Origin of the sequence: Novosphingobium beihaiense, assembly GCF_022832375.1 — a bacterium.
Lineage (GTDB): Bacteria > Pseudomonadota > Alphaproteobacteria > Sphingomonadales > Sphingomonadaceae > Novosphingobium > Novosphingobium beihaiensis.
The window spans coordinates 16,835-33,945 of sequence record NZ_JALHLG010000047.1 but is presented as its reverse complement, the minus strand read 5'-3'; the positions used below and the strand labels follow the sequence as shown (position 1 = coordinate 33,945).

General features: G+C 64.0%; 15 protein-coding genes and 1 pseudogene. 6 read left to right on the top strand and 10 right to left on the bottom strand.

The features are described from left to right. Nucleotides 1-246: 246 nt before the first annotated feature. Nucleotides 247-846: a DUF1826 domain-containing protein gene (locus tag MTR66_RS18680; protein ID WP_243923782.1), complete on the bottom strand. Its 600-nt coding sequence runs from the start codon at nt 844-846 to the stop codon at nt 247-249. Next, a complete protein-coding gene (locus tag MTR66_RS18675; protein WP_243923780.1) occupies nt 846-2,066 on the bottom strand; it encodes a GTP-binding protein in 1,221 nt (406 codons plus the stop codon). The genes MTR66_RS18680 and MTR66_RS18675 overlap by 1 nt, the downstream gene beginning before the upstream one ends. Before the next feature lie 296 nt (nt 2,067-2,362). On the opposite strand from MTR66_RS18675, the gene MTR66_RS18670 reads away from it, so the two are divergent. From MTR66_RS18670 to MTR66_RS18645, 6 genes are all read left to right on the top strand, one after another. Continuing rightward, nucleotides 2,363-4,570 carry a TonB-dependent receptor gene (locus MTR66_RS18670; protein ID WP_243923778.1) on the top strand — a complete coding sequence of 736 codons (2,208 nt, stop codon included), beginning with the start codon at nt 2,363-2,365 and terminating at the stop codon, nt 4,568-4,570. Between the two features lie 579 nt (nt 4,571-5,149). Then, nucleotides 5,150-5,644 (top strand): DUF2271 domain-containing protein, encoded by a 495-nt coding sequence (locus tag MTR66_RS18665; protein WP_243923776.1) that lies wholly within the window; start codon nt 5,150-5,152, stop codon nt 5,642-5,644. 280 nt (nt 5,645-5,924) lie between these two features. Further along, nucleotides 5,925-7,916: a TonB-dependent receptor plug domain-containing protein gene (locus MTR66_RS18660; RefSeq protein ID WP_243923774.1), complete on the top strand. Its 1,992-nt coding sequence runs from the start codon at nt 5,925-5,927 to the stop codon at nt 7,914-7,916. A 118-nt stretch (nt 7,917-8,034) separates the two neighbouring features. After that, nucleotides 8,035-8,766: a TonB family protein gene (locus MTR66_RS18655; RefSeq protein WP_243923772.1), complete on the top strand. Its 732-nt coding sequence runs from the start codon at nt 8,035-8,037 to the stop codon at nt 8,764-8,766. 80 nt (nt 8,767-8,846) lie between these two features. Further along, the gene (locus MTR66_RS18650; protein WP_243923770.1) at nt 8,847-9,656 is read left to right on the top strand and encodes a DUF4198 domain-containing protein; all 810 of its coding nucleotides are present in this window, start codon (nt 8,847-8,849) and stop codon (nt 9,654-9,656) included. A gap of 41 nt (nt 9,657-9,697) precedes the next feature. Continuing rightward, entirely contained in the window at nt 9,698-10,165 is a 468-nt protein-coding gene (locus MTR66_RS18645; protein WP_243923768.1) for an EF-hand domain-containing protein, read from the top strand. A gap of 208 nt (nt 10,166-10,373) precedes the next feature. On the opposite strand, the pseudogene MTR66_RS18640 reads toward MTR66_RS18645, so the two are convergent. The 8 genes and pseudogenes from MTR66_RS18640 to MTR66_RS18605 form a co-directional block, all read right to left on the bottom strand. Then, nucleotides 10,374-10,499 (bottom strand): annotated as a pseudogene (locus tag MTR66_RS18640) (IS5/IS1182 family transposase); the annotation flags it as partial. 16 nt (nt 10,500-10,515) lie between these two features. Then, on the bottom strand, nt 10,516-10,797 hold the full coding sequence (locus MTR66_RS18635; RefSeq protein ID WP_243923767.1) for a hypothetical protein: 282 nt from the start codon (nt 10,795-10,797) through the stop codon (nt 10,516-10,518). Nucleotides 10,798-10,919: 122 nt separating this feature from the next. After that, complete coding sequence (locus MTR66_RS18630; protein ID WP_243923766.1) at nt 10,920-12,974, bottom strand: TonB-dependent receptor domain-containing protein; 2,055 nt, start codon at nt 12,972-12,974, stop codon at nt 10,920-10,922. Nucleotides 12,975-12,979: 5 nt separating this feature from the next. Further along, nucleotides 12,980-13,798, bottom strand: a complete 819-nt coding sequence (locus MTR66_RS18625) for an energy transducer TonB (protein WP_243923765.1) — start codon at nt 13,796-13,798, stop codon at nt 12,980-12,982. A 47-nt stretch (nt 13,799-13,845) separates the two neighbouring features. Then, entirely contained in the window at nt 13,846-14,223 is a 378-nt protein-coding gene (locus MTR66_RS18620) for a hypothetical protein (RefSeq protein ID WP_243923764.1), read from the bottom strand. Beyond that, nucleotides 14,220-15,047 carry a DUF3325 domain-containing protein gene (locus MTR66_RS18615; RefSeq protein WP_243923763.1) on the bottom strand — a complete coding sequence of 276 codons (828 nt, stop codon included), beginning with the start codon at nt 15,045-15,047 and terminating at the stop codon, nt 14,220-14,222. The genes MTR66_RS18620 and MTR66_RS18615 overlap by 4 nt, the downstream gene beginning before the upstream one ends. Continuing rightward, nucleotides 15,044-15,343, bottom strand: a complete 300-nt coding sequence (locus MTR66_RS18610; protein ID WP_243923762.1) for an iron transporter — start codon at nt 15,341-15,343, stop codon at nt 15,044-15,046. The genes MTR66_RS18615 and MTR66_RS18610 overlap by 4 nt, the downstream gene beginning before the upstream one ends. Continuing rightward, nucleotides 15,340-16,983 carry a PepSY-associated TM helix domain-containing protein gene (locus MTR66_RS18605; protein WP_243923761.1) on the bottom strand — a complete coding sequence of 548 codons (1,644 nt, stop codon included), beginning with the start codon at nt 16,981-16,983 and terminating at the stop codon, nt 15,340-15,342. The genes MTR66_RS18610 and MTR66_RS18605 overlap by 4 nt, the downstream gene beginning before the upstream one ends. Nucleotides 16,984-17,111 lie beyond the last annotated feature (128 nt).

Sequence of the window (17,111 nt, the reverse complement as noted above, 5' to 3'; positions counted from 1 at the left end):
TACCGGGGTGGTGCCGTCCGTTTGCAGGCCAGACGCGCAAGCGCAAGTATTCTCGCGATCAATGAGATATTGTCACGGCCCTAGGGGCTGTCTGCATTCAGTTCAGGGTGAGTCGAAAATGGTGTTTTGCGCGACCCGGAGCGCAGCGTACTTTCTGTACGTGAGCACCGGAAGCGCGCAAAAGCGCCATTTGCAGGCCACCGGTCAGACCGATGACATCCGCGATATTCACGATCCGTCCCGGGGCTATCGGTCCCGATCCTGATCGATCACGAGGAGCAGGCGATGCTCTCCCGATCCCTCGATGGGGGGAGAGCGATGCAGGATCGAGGGGTCTTCCAGAAGGTGGCGGCCCTTGAAAATCGCCACCTCGCCAGCCTTCAGTTGCGCCGTTGTCCCGGGCTCTCCGGCCCGATGCCATTGCGTGCCTTGTCCTAGGTACGTGGTAATCAGGCGCAAGGCGGTGAAGTCCGCGTGGAACTTCCTGCAGGCGTCGGTCTCGACGATCTCGAGCCGGACTTTCATCTTGAGAGCGCCCGAAACGCGGCACAGGCGCCCGGCCAGCGAGGCGATATCGGAGGCCAGCAATTTCGCGGCGGTTTCCGGGTAGTTCCTGGCAACCAGAATGGCGGCCAGCGTGCCAGGCGTGAAGGGAAGTTCAAGCCTGATCTGAAGATCGTCGATACCTGCGAGGTCGAGTTCTTCCAGCGGCGCTGTAAGCGCCTGCGGCACGGGCCTCTGCCAGATTGCAAGCGCGAGCCGGGGCTGCGCGATGCGATCGAGCACGGTTTCGGCCGAGGAAGACGCCACGGTGGCGGACAAGCTGTCGCATGCTTGCGTCGCCATCATGCCGCCTCCACCTGAGCTTCCCAGTTCGGAAACGGATCGCGCATCGCCTGCCACGATTGCGGCGCAAACTGACGAGCCGGCACCAGGCAGGCATCGAGCCCTTCGCGAATTCGCGCTTCATCCATGCCGATGCCGATGAAGACGAGTTCCTGGCGGCGGTCGCCCCAGGTCCGGTCCCAGTGTTGCGCCACGAAGCGTTCGAAGCGATCGTCGTCCGGCCAGTGATGTTTGGGAACCGATGCCCACCAGCGCCCCATGCGCGCGGTCTCCGTTTGCGCACCGGCGACGGCGAGTTCGCCGACCCAGTCGGGCCGCGTGGCCAGCCAGAAATGCCCTTTGGCCCGCACCACGTGATCGAGACCGTCCTCGGTCAGGAATGCGTGGAACCGGGCCGGATCGAACGGCGCCCGCGCGCGGTAGACGAAGCTTTCGATCCCATATTCCTCGGTCTCGGGCTGGTGGCTTGTATATCCATAGAGCTCCTTGGCCCAGAGCGGGTGCCGGGCGGCCTTGTCCTCGTCGAAGAGGCCGGTGGCCAGGATGGCATCCAGCGGCGCCCGGCCGTGATCGCAGGCGATGATCCGGGCATCGGCGTTCAGCGAGGCAACGAGCTTCTTGACGATGGCGAGCTGTTCCGGCGAAACGGCGCTGGCCTTGTTGACGATGATGACATCGGCAAATTCGATCTGTTCAACCAAAAGGCCGACTAGGCTGCGGGTGTCATCCTCGCCTAGGCTCTCGCCGCGGTCGGAAAGGAAATCCTGGCTGGAATAGTCGGCCAGCAGATTGAGCGCGTCGACCACCGTGACCATGGTATCGAGCCTTGCCACGTCGCCCAGGCACCGGCCCCGCTCGTCGCGGAAGGAAAACGTCGTCGCGACGGGGAGGAGCTCGGAGATGCCGGTGCTTTCGATAACCAGACTGTCGAACCGGCCGGCTTCGGCCAGAGAACGAACTTCCTTCAGCAGATCGTCGCGCAAGGTGCAGCAGATGCAGCCGTTGGTCATCTCGACCAGGCTTTCCTCGCTGCGGGCGAGCGCCGCAGCGCCCCCGCGCACGAGGTCGGCATCGATGTTGACCTCCGACATGTCGTTGACGATGACGGCGATGCGCCGCCCTTCGCTGTTGGCGAGGATATGGTTGAGCGTTGTCGTCTTGCCTGCGCCCAGGAACCCGGACAGCACCGTTACGGGGAGGGGATTGGCTGGGGAGGGCATGATCGTTTCCCGCTGGAAAGGTAATGGTATATCATAACTTCCTAGAGACTGGGCCTTTCGGTGTCCAGTGCAGAAGCGCGCGATGGCAAGAACCGGGCGTTGGCAAGAATCGCGCAAGGGCGCCGATCCCGCGATGCCGCGGGCGACCGTCGCGGGATCGGGGCTGTTTCGCCTGTTGCGCGAAGGACACAGACCGTTTTTTGCAGGTGCAGCATTGCGATGGCGAGGGCGGGAAGCTAATTGATGTAATGGTATATCGTTACGCCGTGACTTTTCGGTTCAACAGGGGGTTTTCTTTGCGTCGTTTAAAGTATCTCATTCTGGCAGGCAGCATGATGTCCGCGCCCGCGCTGGCACAGGACGGCGAGGAACGCCACGGGCACGACACTTCGGCCGTCCACGGCGAGCAGTCCCGGGACATTCTCGTAACCGCCGACTACGTCGATGATCTGAATGTTATCGGCGGGATTTCCGTCCTTTCGGGCGATGATCTCGTTCGCGATGTGCGCGGCCAGATCGGCGATACCCTGACCGCGCTGCCGGGCGTTTCCGCCACTTCGTTCAGTCCGGGTGCCTCGCGCCCGGTGCTGCGCGGCTTTCAGGGCGAGCGTATCCGGGTGCTGACCGACGGTCTGGGCTCGCTCGATGTTTCCAACACGTCGACCGATCACGGCGTCACGATCGACCCGCTCACCGCCGAGCGTATCGAGGTTCTGCGCGGGCCTGCCGTGCTGCTGTTCGGCAGTCAGGCGATCGGCGGCGCCGTCAATGTCATCGACCGGCGTATTCCGCGCAGCATGCCCGAGGACGGCTTCCACCTCGATGCCCAGGGCGGCTTCGGTTCGGCGGCCGACGATGTCAGCGCGGGGGCGGCGGCGGACTTTTCCCTCGCGCCCAACATCGTGGCTCACGTCGACGGCAGCTACCGCCATGCGAACGATCTGCGTGTGGGCGGCTTCGTGCTTTCGCCCGAACTGCGCGCCGAGCAGCGCGCGGTTGCGACCGAAGAGACCGAGGAGGGCCATCTCGACGAGGCCGAGGAAGCCAGCGAACTGGCAAACCTGCGCGGCCGGGTTCCCAATTCCGGCGTCGAAACCTACACTCTGGGCGGCGGTCTTGCGCTGATCAACGATGGCGGCAGCCTGGGCTTCTCGGTCGGCTACTATGACAGCAATTACGGCGTGCCTTCCCGTCCCGGCGCGGAGCATCACCACGAGGAAGGGGACCACGACGAGGATCACGAGGGTGAAGACCACGAGGAAGAAGGTCACGAGCACGGCGAGGAAGCCGTCACGATCGGCATGAAGCAATGGCGTGCGGACGTGCGCGGGCAGATCAACGTCGATGGCGATTTCCTCGACGCGGTGCGTGTGCGCATGGGCTATGCCGATTACGAGCACACCGAATTCGAAGGCGAGGAAATCGGAACGGTGTTTCGCTCCGATGCCTACGAGGGGCGTCTCGAACTGGTCCAGGCGAACCGGGGCGGCTGGCGCGGCGTAACGGGCTTTCAGGGTTTCATTCGCGATTTCAAGGCGATCGGCGCGGAAGCTTTCGTGCCGCCCAACCGGACCGCGCAACTGGCCGTGTTCACCATTCAGGAGCTTCAGCTCGGCGCGCTCGGCCTCGAACTGGCAGGGCGCTACGAGCACACTTCCGTCCGAGCCGATGCCGTGCGGATCGGCCTTGGCGAGGATGCGCCGGTGATCGGGAGCGATCGCGCGTTCAACGCCTTTTCGGGTGCGGCAGGCCTGACTTACGATGTCGCACCGGATGTGGAGATCGGGATAAACGGATCGCGCGTCACGCGTGCACCGTCTGCCGAGGAACTGCTCCCCAACGGCCCGCACATCGCCACCCAGGCCTTCGAAATCGGCAATCCCAATTTTAAGATGGAAAAGAGCTGGGGTGTCGAGGGCTATGTGCGCGGATCGAGCGGACCGCTGCGTTTCAACCTGAGCGCTTACGCCCAGTGGTTCGACGACTACATCTATGAAGCCGCAACCGGCGAGGAGGAGGACGGGCTTCCCGTCTACCAGTTCCGGCAGACCGATGCCCGCTACTACGGGATCGAGGGCGAAATCGAGGCACGTCTCGTGGATACCCGGCGTTTCGGGCTGACCGGCAATATGGTGGCGGACTATGTCGATGCCGAATTGACCGATGCCGAATTGGTCGATGGGGGCGGCAACGTGCCGCGCATCCCGCCGCTGCGGGTCCGCGGCGGCCTCTCGGCCGATGCCGGCTTGTTCGGCGGGCGGATCGAGGTCGAGCACGTCTTCGAGCAGGATGACGTGGCCGCCTTCGAAACGCCAACCGGCGATTTCACGCTGGTCAATGCCTCGGTGCAGTATCATCCTTTCGGCGAGCGCAACGAGACGGTTCTCGTCCTGTCCGCAAACAACATCTTTGACGTCGACGCGCGGCGTCACGCCAGCTTCACCAAGGATTTCGTGCCGCTGGCCGGTCGCGACATCCGGTTGAGCGCAAGGGTAAGCTTCTGATACCCGGCGGGCCGGGGGCGTCGCGCTCCCGGCCCGCCGATGCCGGTCATGCGGTAAACCGCTCCAGCGTTTAGAGATTCCTGCCAAGGCGCCGGCTTGCCCCAGTGGTCTCGCGACGGGCCTGGATGCCAGTGTCAGATCCGATACCGTTCGAAGAGACGCTGGTTCTCTTCCTCCAGGTCCTTCGTTCGCCGGGCCTGGGCTCTCTTCATCCCAAATCACAAAACAGAATCGCGCCCCTCCCGGAAGGGGGACGTGCATCGATCCCTGGCGAATCCCGAGGATTTTCGCAGTTCGCGGCGCCCTGTCGCTTATGCTTCCGCCGTTACGATGGATTCGCGGGGGCTCTCCTTACGGCAGATTTGCGCGGCAAAACCGGGAGGGGCGTCGTGTTGACAGGTCTCTGACACGTCAGTAGTGGCTGCAAATAATGCAAATGACTCGCATTATATTTAATGGTTCGGGTTGTTACGCGCCCATGCAGGGTCATGCGGACAGGCGTTTCGGGATCTGGCGCCCGCGCTCATCCGTGCTGTGACCGTCCGCATGCCTTTCGTTCATGTCCGAGGAGCAGCACTCATGCGTCGATCATCTTGTCTCGCTCTTGCGGCGATTGTCTTTCCCGTTTCGGCCGAGGCGCATAGCGGTACCGTGACGGTCGAACTGCCGAGGATATCCGAGGCCAATTACCGCAAGCCCTATGTCGCGGTCTGGCTGGAGAATGCCTCTGGCCAGACTCTTGCCGTCTCCGGCGTCATGTACGATCAGGCCAGGATCGGCCTTCGCTGGCTGCCCGAGCTGCGCGCGTGGTGGCGCAAGGGCGGGCGGGGGCTGGAGATGCCTGCCGATGGCATCTCCATGCCGACCCGGGGGCCAGGACATTACAATATCGGGCTTCGCGGCGTCGAAACCCTGCCGGATGGGGCCTACAACGTCGTGGTGGAGGCCGCGCGGGAAAAGGCCGGGCGTGAAGTAGTGAAAGTGCCGGTCATGGTGCGCAATGGTGTGCTGGCGCGTGGCTCGGCCAGCGGCAGCCGGGAACTTGGCAAGATCAGCGTTGCAATTGGGCCCTGACGGCAAGCGAAGGGGGGTGTGATCCGGCGCTGTTTATGTGTGCCCGGGCCCGTCCTGGCGGCCGTGGGACGGACTGAACCGGGCGCCGGATAATTTTTCCGAACTTTCTTGTTGCGAACGAATCTCATTTCTCTATGGAGCACAATTCGCTAATGAGACTCAATTGCAATTTACTCGTTAGGCGAGATTTCACGCATATCCAGGGGGAAACGTGTTGCGTACCGGTACAGTTAACAAGGCGATCATGCGGGCTTCGGCAGCGGCCTGTGCATTGATCTCAATGCCAGGGCTGGCCTTGGCTCAGGACGGGGAGGGGCAAGAGCAACAGCCGTCAGGCGCGCACGGAGACAACGCCGAAGGCAACCCGGACGAGCAGTTCCTCGGCACGATCGACATCGGCGAAAGCACCCGCGCGATCCAGACCGGAACCGCCAGTGCTGTCACCGTCATCAACCGCGAGGAGATCGAGGACCGGCAGGCGAATACGATTGCCGAACTGATCGATTCTATTCCCGGCGTCACGCTCATCAACGGCTCGACGCCGATTGGCTCGGGGATCAACATTCGCGGTTTCGGGGCCAACGGCACGTATGGCAGTGACCAGAAGGTGCTGATCCTCGTCGATGGCGCGACGACCGGCTCGGAAGAGCTCTACCGCATCGGCACCCAGCTTTTCACCGACCCGCTGCTTTACAAGCGCGCCGAAGTGATCCGCGGCACCGTGGGCAGCTTCGAATATGGTTCGGGCGTGATCGGCGGCGTGGTGCGCCTCGAAACCAGCGATGCCTCGGACTATCTGGGCGGCAAGACCGGCTTTACCGTCAACCAGAACCTGTCGGGCGCGACGAACAAGAACGGCTTCTCGACCTCGACGACGCTCGCCGCGATGCCGAACGAGAGCGTCGAGTTCCTGGCGAACTACAGCCACCGCGAAGGCGGGACGCAGAAGGACGGTCATGGCGACCGGATCGAGAACAGTGCGTTCTCGCTGCCCAGCTATCTCGTCAAGGGCGCCGTGCACTTCGGCCCCGGCAAAGCGCATACGATCAAGGCCAGCTTCAGTCAGACCGAAACGTCCGAACGCGACCGGCCCTATGACAGTTTCGGCACCACCGGTGCCTCTTTCGGCAATGTCGATCGCGATACGAAGTCGAAGACGCTGGTCGTGGGATACTACTACGATCCCATCGAGAACGACGCGGTCAATCTCAGCCTTGTTTACACATACGCGTCGCAAGACATCGAGCAGGACTATGTCGAGGGCAGTTCGCCCTTTGCCCCTCCGGGCGGCTTCGATGTCGTGAACGCGGATCACAAGTACGAAACGTCCAAGATCACGCTCAAGAACGCGGCGCTGTTCCAGACCGGCCCGGTCCTCCACAACCTTCACGCGGGGCTGGAGTACATCAACAAGGACCGCCGCGACGCGAACTCGGCACCCGGCGGCAACGACAAGCGCATGGCCGCGTTCCTGGTCGACGAGATCGGCCTGTTCCGGGGCTTCACGCTGACTCCCGCGGCGCGCTGGGAAACATCGACCGTCAAGGGCGTGCTCGATGACGGTTCGCGTGTCAGCTATACCAACGAGGCGCTGATGGGCGGCGTTTCGGCGCGCTACGAACTGCCTTTCGGCCTTGCCGCGTTCGGCTCCTGGGCGACGACGCGCAGCATGCCCATTCTCGACGATCTTGAGAATGAGACCTACATGATGCAGCCCGAAAAGGGGAAGAGCTGGGAGGCGGGCGCCTCGTTCGACCGCACCGGGATCTTCACGCAGAACGACCGTTTCGCACTCAAGGCCAATTACTACGACACGGACCTGACCGATACCACGTCGTACTCGGGCGTTCTCGAAGTCTATCTCAAGGGGCTGGAGATCGAGGCGTCCTACGCGACGCCGAGCGGGTTCTACGCCGATTTCAACGGCAATATCGTCAAAGGCACCAGGCTGCTCACCAGCGGCGAGGTCAACGACTGGGTCAATCTCCCCGCCAACACCTACCAGCTGGCCATCGGCAAGCGCTTCGGCCGCGTGGCCGATATCCGCTGGGAAGGCGTTCTGGCCGAGGATCGCGATACCAACGGCACGATCCACGAGGGCTACGACGTGCACAACCTGCGCGCCTCGTTCTCGCCCGAGGTTGGCTTCCTCAAGTTCGTGACATTCCGCCTGAGCGTCGAGAACCTGTTCGACACCTATTACGAGCCCGCGCTCGCCACGCGTCCGGCGGTGGGGCGCAATTTCAAGGGCGCGGTCTCGTTCCAGTTCTGAAGTTCGGGGGGCTCGGGCGCGGCCCCCGCTTCCCTTGCGAACAGGCGGTCCGCGGCCCGGAAAGGACAAGGCGAACATGTATCATCCGGCTGGAGCCAACTGGAACAGGGAGCGGCTGATGTCGCTCGCCGGATCTGCCCTGATCAACGCCGGTATCCTGGCGGCGTTCGCGGGGCTGGCGACAGGGGCAGTGCAGGATCTGGGCGAGGGTGCCTCGCTCACGGTCATCGCCTTCAGCACTGCTGGCGATGCGGGCGGCGAGGCGGAAGCCGAAGCCGAGGTGCAGAAAGCCGCGCCGCCGCCCTCCTCCCCCTCGCAGCCCGATGAGGCGAAGGGCCCTGAAGCATCGCGCATCGTCATCGCCGACGCTGCGCGGCCCGGCGCCGAGGAGGCCGAGCACCCCGATCGCGCGGTTCGGGACGTGCCGCGTATCGAAGCCGCCGCCGCCGATCCTTCGCCGGTGCTGGTGGATGCTCCACCGCCGCCGGTTCTTCAGGCGAATGATGCGGGCGAGGGGCAAGAGGCGCAGCAACGTGACGGTCAGGATGCCGCAGAGCGTAGCGAAAGCAGCGCTCGGGCACGCGCAGGGGGCGGGGCGGCTGGCTATGCGGCGAAAGTGCGGCGTCACCTCATGCGTTACCGCAGGCAGAACACGGTGGGGGCAGGCTCTGCTTTCATTCGCTTCACCGTTCTGGGCGACGGGAAATGCCGCGATATCGGTGTGGCACGGACTTCGGGCTCTTCGCGTTTCGATCGCGCTGCCATGCAGATGGTGCGCCGCGCCGTCCCGTTTCCGCGGCCGCCCCATGGCGCCAGCCGCAGCTTCAATTTCGAGATCACCGGCACATGAGGGCTGGCCTCTTCCCACCGTCAGCCTGCCCTGCCGCGAATGCCCGTCCCCAACCGGAAAGACAAAAAAAGGCCACACATATGAGACACACTCTACGCACGCGCATCGCCGTTTCCGGAGCGGCCCTCGCCGCTTTGACGGTGGGTTTCGCCGCGCCCGTCCAGGCACACACGGCTTTCATGCTGCCCAATGTCTTCGCCGCGAACCTCGAATCGCAAGTTACGATTGAAAGCAGCTTTTCCGAGGACTTCTTCAACCCCGAAATCGCAGTCGATGGCGGGGACTTTCACGTCATCCTCCCCGATGGATCGCGCGCAGAATTCGAGACGGTGACCCGGCACCGGCAAGTCACGATCCTCGAAAGCGCGATGAAGGACGAGGGCACATACCGCTTCACCAGCGGCGTGCGGCTCGGCCGCAAGGGCAAACTGGCCCTGAAGGATGGCAAGTGGCTGCCCGTGCGCGGGGATGCGATTCCGGCGGGTGCTTCCACAGTACGCACCAGCCAGACGGAGACGGTCTCCGATGTCTACGTGAGCAAGAAAGCGCCGACCCGGGCGCCTGTGGATGTCATGATCGGGCGCCTTGCCCTGCATCCGATCACCCACCCCAGCGATGTTTATCTGGATGGCCCTTTCGCGTTCGAAGTCCTTTTCGATGGCAAGCCGCTCGCCGGCCAGACGATCAGCGTCGATCGCGGCGGCGCGCGCTACGATACGGTCAAATACCATAAGGACATCACCAGCGATGCCGCAGGCAAGGCCGTGCTCCGCTTTGACCGGCCCGGCGTTTACATCGTGATGACCCGGCACCGCGCCGATGCCCCGGCGGGGGCGGGCACGGATCTGCGCAGCTACACCACCAGCCTCACTTTCGAAGTTCAGCCCTGATCCGCACTGCTTGCGGCAACAGAAAAGGAAGACCAATGAACATGACACGTTTTCGCATCGCGCTTACGGCCCTGGCCGCGCTTGGTCTCGGCAGTGGTTTGCAGGCCCAGGACAACGCCGCAAAGGATGGCGGCCGCGCCACGTCCGGCGGCCACAGCAAGGGCGCTTTCATGGCGGCCTACGATGCCAATGGCGATGGCAAGGTCTCCGATGACGAGTTCAAGGCGGGCCGTGAGGCCAAGTACAAGACGTTCGATCTCAATGGTGACGGTAAGGTCGAGGAAGCGGAATACGTCGCCGAATACACGGGCCGTCTCGACGCGCAGATCGCTAGGCACCGCGCCATGCAGATCAAGCAGACTTACGTGCGCTATGGCGTCCTCGACACCGACAAGGACCGCAACATGTCGCTGGCCGAATTCCACGAATCCGGCAGCCGCATGTTCAAGCGTCTCGACAGCAATGAGGACGGCGTCGTCGATGCCAGGGATCCGGCCGATCACTATTGACGGGATTGTCTGTGAGGTGGCCCCGCCTGTTTGACTCTAGGTGCTGGCTGCATTCAGTTCAAGGTGAGTCGAAAATGGTGTTTTTGCGCGACCCGAAGCGCAGCGTACTTTATGTACGTGAGCATCGGAAGCGCGCAAAAGCGCCATTTGCAGGCCGCCATGGGCTGAATGCAGCCAGCACCTGGCGGCCGGACTTTGTCGTCGGCAGTTATGCAACACGCTGAGTTCGGGGCGTTCCAGGCGCGGTGAAGCGGTTGAGGATGGCTGCACGGATTTGGAGTTCGGCCAGCAGCTTGAAGCCATGCACTTTGGTCTCGCCAAGGCTGCGTTGGTGACAGGCCGCGCGAAAATCATTCGAGATCGGGTTGCACGCTTGGATTATGGATCGAGAGTGCAGGCAGACGGATGCCGAGGGCGTCGAGCGTGCCGGCGCAATGGACGATGGTCATGTTGAGCATCGGATCGGGATGAAACTGACGCGTATAGCTGGCGACGCGCTGGGCCTGGGCAAGCCAGGCGAGCAGATTGAGTTCGCTGACCGAAAGAAAGGGAACGCCCGGTTCCTGGATCACGAGTGCATTGCGGGCGGCGAGTGAGCGCAATTTGTCGAACTGGCTGGTATGGAGAGTCACGTCGGGGGCTCCATCGATACTCTCGCCGCGCAGGATGTGAATAACACGCTGCTCCGTCGCCGAGCGGCGATGCAAGGCGATCGGCGACCGGTGCTGTTCGCTCCCTCTGACCCGCGCCCGTCTCACAGCGGCCTCGACAGGGTGAGCGAGGCGCTCGCCCCTTGATGCTTGTCCCGCCGTTCGCTGCCCGTGAAGGCACCGGTCCGGCTTGGCCTGTAGAAACGGCGCAGGCGGTAGTCGTCGGCTCCGCCGATGGCGCTCACCGTCAGCGTGGCCTTGAACCCGGGCAGGGCAGTGGTTTCGGCATAAGCGCCCCATACGGCCCGTTCGCGCCAGAATAGACGTTCCCCATTGTAGAAGACCTCGCCTTTCTGAGGCGCGGCGTAGGTGACGCCCCAGGAGGATTTGAGCGCGGGCATATCGTGACGAAACTCGGCCGACAGCACGAAGGGGAGAACATCGTCCATGTCCCGAACCTTGTCCGTCAGGGGATCGCGGAAATGCGAACCGCGCAGCGTGCCGTCCGCGGTTAGCCTGGCGCCGGGCAGGATGGCATCGAGCGGCAGGGCGGCTTGCGCGGTGAGGCCCCATTGCCGGGCATTGCCGATGGTCCCGAGCGCCTCGTCGCCCGAAGGCAGCAGGAGATAGCCGAGCATGCCGTTATGCCACTCATGGAACGCCTCCAGCGACAGCGCTCCGCCCCTGCCCCAGCGATGGTCGAGCCGCAGCAGGGCGCGCGTCACGCGTGCCGGACGCAGCAGCGCATTGCCGCCGAGCGGGCGGCCATCGGCCTGATCGACCGAGGCGGCGAAATCGCCGAAATCGAGCTGATCCACTGTGCGGCGCGCGCCGAGACGCAGCTGCGTGCCGGAAGACGGCGACCAGACCAGGGCGGCGGACGGTTTGAGATAGGACAGGCTCTGCTCGCTATCGGCATCGCCGGTAACGCGGATGCGCGAGAGTTCGAAAGCGGTTCCCGCTTCCAGTTCGAGCCTGGAGGAAAGCCGCAAGGTCAGATTGGCAAAGGCCTCGCCGCGCAATTCGGAGACATGCGTATCGGCGTTGCTCAGCGCGACCGGGATCAGCCCGGCTCCGGTGTCCTCGGCGTAATCGAGATTGCTGGTAAGGCGGTTATAGGCGACTTCCACGCCCAGCTCCGGACGGAAGGCGGCAGTGCCGCCGCGCGTGGCGGTGGCGCGTGCCACCAGTTCGAGCGGCTTTTGGTCGAGTGCGGAAACGCCGCGATAGCCGGGCTCAGTATAATCCTCGTCCGAGCTGTAGGTCTCGACACTGGCGAGGCCGACCAGCTTGGCCGCCCATCCGCGACCGAGCGGGTGCGTCCAGTCGACACCCAGTTCGCCGCTGGCCTTGTCTTCGTCATAGTCGATCATGCGCACGCCATCGGGCGGACCGGACGCGTCGCCTGCAAACAGTCCGATCGTCTGGTCGACCAGATAGGGATCCCAGTTGAGCCTGCCATTGAGCGTCAGCGTGCCGCCAAAGGCATCGCGCGCAGCCGAGGCGGCAAAGCCCAGTTCGGGCGAGCGCCCCGACACGGTCTCGATCCGTGTCTCCGTCAGCGCGCCGCCAGCGTCGCGAACGCGATAGACGGCATCGGCAGGATAGCGCACGATCTCGCCGGACAGTTCGATGCTGGCCTGCCAGGCACCGATTGCCCTGGCATAGCTGACCGTCGCCTGAGGCGCGATATGACCATCGGCAGTATGCGCGAGCGTCAGCGTGGCAGTGCCCGATCTGGCGGCATCGGCGCGCAAGACGACATTGGCGACCAGCACCTGCCCCTGTGCTTCGGCGGTGTCCGAGCCACGCAAGAGCACGATGTGCTCCACCCGGGAGGCGGGGATGCGGCGCAGCACTTCGCCGATGCCGCCGGTTTTCACGGTGGGACGCTGTCCGTCGATCAGGACATTGCCCGCCGCGCCTCCGAAACCGCGTACGACATTGCCTTCCGACAATGTGAAGCCCGGCGTGCGCTCCAGCATGTCGAGCGCGGTCTGCGGCTGGAACGGCGTATAGAATTCGGCCGGATAGACCGGTTCGGGCTCCACGGCGACCGCCACGGCCCGGTTGCGCTCCGTATCGATCGTGCGTGCGCCGGAGGCAGCGCTCCCCGTTCCCGCCGCCGCTACGGCAAGGCTTGCAAACAATACAGACATGATCGTCACCGCGCGCCGATAAAGAACTCGACCGGGACCACCAGTTCGATGGTCTGTCCCTCGACCTCATCGGGAGGTTTGGGAAGCGGTGCGGCACGGCCGGGCAGTTTGACCGCTTCGTCGTCGAGAGCCCGGAAACCCGATGAGCGTTCAAGCCTGACCGACAGTACCTTGCCTTCACGGTCCATCACGAAGCGAATCCAGGGGATGCCCTGTTCGCGGCGGCGCTGCGCCGACGAAGGGTAACGCTTCTTCTTGTTGAGCGCTAATAGCACCCGTCCTTCCCATGTCGGCTTGGCATCGCTCACTTGCGCTGCGGGCGGCGCGGGTTTGCTTTCCGGCGCGGTGGTCAGTTCGACAGGCGGGCCCGGATCGGGAACCGGCTTGATGTCCGGCAGCGTAACCGGATTGTCGCTCAGGATCTGGATCTCGGGCGGATCGATTGTCGGCCGTTCCGGTTCGGGAAGGGGTTTTTCCCTTTGAACCTGCTCGGGCCCCGGCGGGATTTCGGTCTCGGGTTCCGGCGGCGCGGCAGGCGGGGCGACATCGAACACGCTCAGCGTCTGCGCCTCCTGCTGCACATAGCTGACGCCCCAGTTGATGAGGAAGGCGCCGAACACGACTACGTGAAAGGCAATCGTCAGGGTCAGGCCAAGCGAACGTTCGCCCGTGCTATGTCCTGTATAGCGGCCCTGACGCGTGTAAATCGCTTCATCGTCGGTCGCGGCCCCGCCAGCCTCGGCCATGGCTGGCGCCGGTGCTGGACCATTGTCCTCGCACGGTTCGGCATGTCCGTGCCTCTCGGCATGCTGCTGGAGGCTCATACCCGCCACCATTCCCGGACCCTCTGTGCAGACAGCGAGACCATCGGTCAGTTCCGCATCCAGCGCGCCATGTCGCGCGATTTGGGCGGACCGATCTCGTCGTGCTCGACAATGGCCTGACTGCCCGGCCCCACATCGAACAGCACGTAATAGCCGGTATCCGGGCGCGGGAAGGTCAGCGTGGAATCCCTGCCCAGTTTGCGGGCAAGCACTGTCTTGCCCGCATAGTCGATCACTTCGACATTCACGCCGGGTGCGTCCTCGCCCTCGGCATAGCCGCCCTTGCAGCGAACGGTATCCTTGTCGAGCAGCACGCATTTCAGGACCGGCTCATGGGCAAGGACGGGCGCAGCGATGCCGGTGAGCAGCACAAGGGCCAGCGCACGAGCGCACACTGGGCGCAGGGCATATCGGACAGGTATCATCGGGTCTTTTCCTGTTGTTCGAACCAGGCGACGCTTCCGGGCGATACCCTGCTCATGGGCCAGGATGTCCGGTGTACGGAGCCGTCCTTGCCGACCACGGTCAACCAGAGTTCGCTGTCGCCGGTAAGGTTGGAGGGCAACTGGATCTCGACATCGCGGTCCCAGCGATTGCCGCCGAAGGCCACGCCGGAGGCGCGCAGCGCTCGAGGCTTGTTCACTTTGAGATAGGCGCGCAGGATGTCGAGATCGCAGGTCTCGCAAAAGCGAATGCGATAGGCCTTGAGCGGCACGCCTAGATGCATGACTTCAGGCGGATCGCGGTCGATCTCGGCCAGAGCGAAACTCCAGGGGCCGGCCTTGCCCTCTATGGCATCGTCCCGGTGGAGCGGCATCGTCTCCACGCGAAGCAGCGCGGCCATGCACACCGCAACGGTCACGGCGAGCAGGCTCAAGCCGATCCAGTGCCGGGACTTGCGAGCCGGTTTGTCGTCATGTGCGGCCGCCTTGCTGCGGGGTGCACGCCGGGGCGCTGCCTTTGCAGATTTCTGCCAGGGCAGTTCCGGCAGAAGGAAGACAAGGGCCAGCCCTGCAAGGCTGAGCCAGCCAAACCACAGGGTAACGCCGACCGCCGCCGTTTGCAGGGTCAGCGCGGCCAGCATGAGCGCGACCGCCAACAGCAGCCAGCCCAGAATCCAGAAGGCTTTGCGGGCGCGCTTCGCGGGCTTGAAACCTATCAGTTGCGGGGCGTAGCGCTCGGTTCCGATGGCCAGCCCGGCAAAGCCGAGCAGGCTGAGGACAAAGATCGCCAGATGCGTGATGCTCATGCGGCACCACCCGCATTCAGCAACCAGGCCAGCGCGCTCAGACCGGCCGTTCCGATCAGCATGACAGTCCATACCCGCTTCACGCTCGGGCAATGGAACGCCCAGAGGATCACGATGGCGTAAAGGGCAAAGCTCAGCATCGACGCTGCGAACACGCCCTGCGCTTTCGGGACGGGCCAGAGCAGCGCCAGCACGATGGTCGCGGCCGAGGTCAGCGCATAGCCGCCCAGAAATGCCGCTGCGGCACGCGATGCCACCGCCCAGCGATAGCGTGCGGATATGTTCCGGCGGCTCATGCCCGGCTCTCCTTCAGGGCGGGCTCCAACGACGACGTAGCCGCTCCCTCAGCAGCCGGAACCTGTGGTTTGAGCCGCCTGGCCACTTTCACGGCGGTCAGGGCGAAGGCCGCGCCGAGGCCGAGCATGGTAAGGTCGAAGCCTGCCAATACCCAGTCGCCGTGCGCCAGAGTCACGCCCAGATGGCGGTCGGTCGTCAGTGCGTTGACGACCGGGATCAGCGCGAAAGCCGCGCTGGTGGCCCAGAGCAATTCGATCCAGGCGCGGCGCAGGGGGCGCCCCAGCGCGTAGAACAACGTGCCCAGCCAGACAGCGAACAGACTGTGAAATTCCCAGGCCGCACGGTCGAGCATCGCCACCGGCAGCAACCGGTTGGCCCAGAAAAAACCGGCCACGGCCAGGGGCAGACCGGCAATGGTGGCGACGTTGAGCACTTCCACCAGTCTTATGCCGAAATGCTCATCGGCTTCGCGCCCCTCGCTCAGATGGCGCAGGCGCCGCTTGACCGCCCACAGCGTCAGCCCCGTGCCGATCATGCCGCAGCCGAGCAGGCCGGCAGCAAAGTAGAGCCAGCGTCCCCAGATGCCGGTGAAGTGGCCTTCATGCAGACTATACATGACTTGCGCCGTCGCCAATGTGCCGCCCCCCGCGCGCGGTTCTGCGGGCAGGCGTGCACCGGTGGTGGCATGAAAACGCAGTTGGGGCGGGATGTAATAGTCCAGGCCGATCCGTGCACGCGAGAGCACGATCTCCGGTTCCTCACCCTTGTGGCGTTCGACGGCGATCGAGGCGAGATGGCCTTTGCCCCAAGCCGCCTCCGCCTGCTTCAGCAAGGGAGCGATAGGCGCGGCGGGGCGGCCGATGGCGGCATGCTCGTGCTCGCCATAGAGCTCCTCATAATAGGCATCCACGCTGTCGTCGCCGGTGCCGTAAAGCATGTCGCGCCCGGCGGGCATGTACTGGAACAGGAAGAAGACCAGCCCGGTGTATGTGATCATCAGGAAGAAGGGCAGCGCCATCACGCTCACGGCATTGTGCGCGTCGAGCCAGCTGCGCTGCCCCTTGCCGGGGCGGAAAGTGAAGAAATCGCGGATGATCTTCTTGTGAGTGACGATCCCGCTGACGATCGCCAGCAGCATCAGCATCGTGGCGATGCCGACGATGCGGATCGCCCAGTCATAGGGCAGATAGTGCAGCGAATAGTGCATCCGGTAGAGGCCGAAGCCGCCGGCCGTATCGCGCGGTTCGGCCTCGGGTGGCAGGACGGCCCCGGTTTCCGGATCGAGCCGCTCGGTCGTGCGGGCACCGAAATCATGGCCGGGCTGCGGCATCTCTTCCCAGCGAATGGAAAAGTCGTTCCAGCCGCGTCCGCTGGCTTCCTGATGCGGCAGGGTGATGCTCCAGCTTGCCGCCACCGGAGCCACCTGCTCCAGCCGCTGCATGGCGAGCCCCACCAGTTCGCTGCTGTCATAGGGCGCGGGCGCGACTTCCAGCGGCCGCTCGGGTTCCATCCAGCGGGTGATCTCCTGCTGGAAATAGCCTGTCGTCCCGGTCACGAAGACGAAAAATAGCACCCAGCCGGCCACGAGGCCCACCCAGGTGTGGAGCCAGGCCATGGTCTGACGCAGCGTCTCCTTCATGCGCCCGCCCCCATGGAATGGCCATAGGCGCCCCTGGGGGGACATTGAACTTCGTCCATCATGCTAATCATTCTCAATTGCCACACTTCCATGACGAAACCCGCGGACGGTTTTTCACTGGTCGGTCG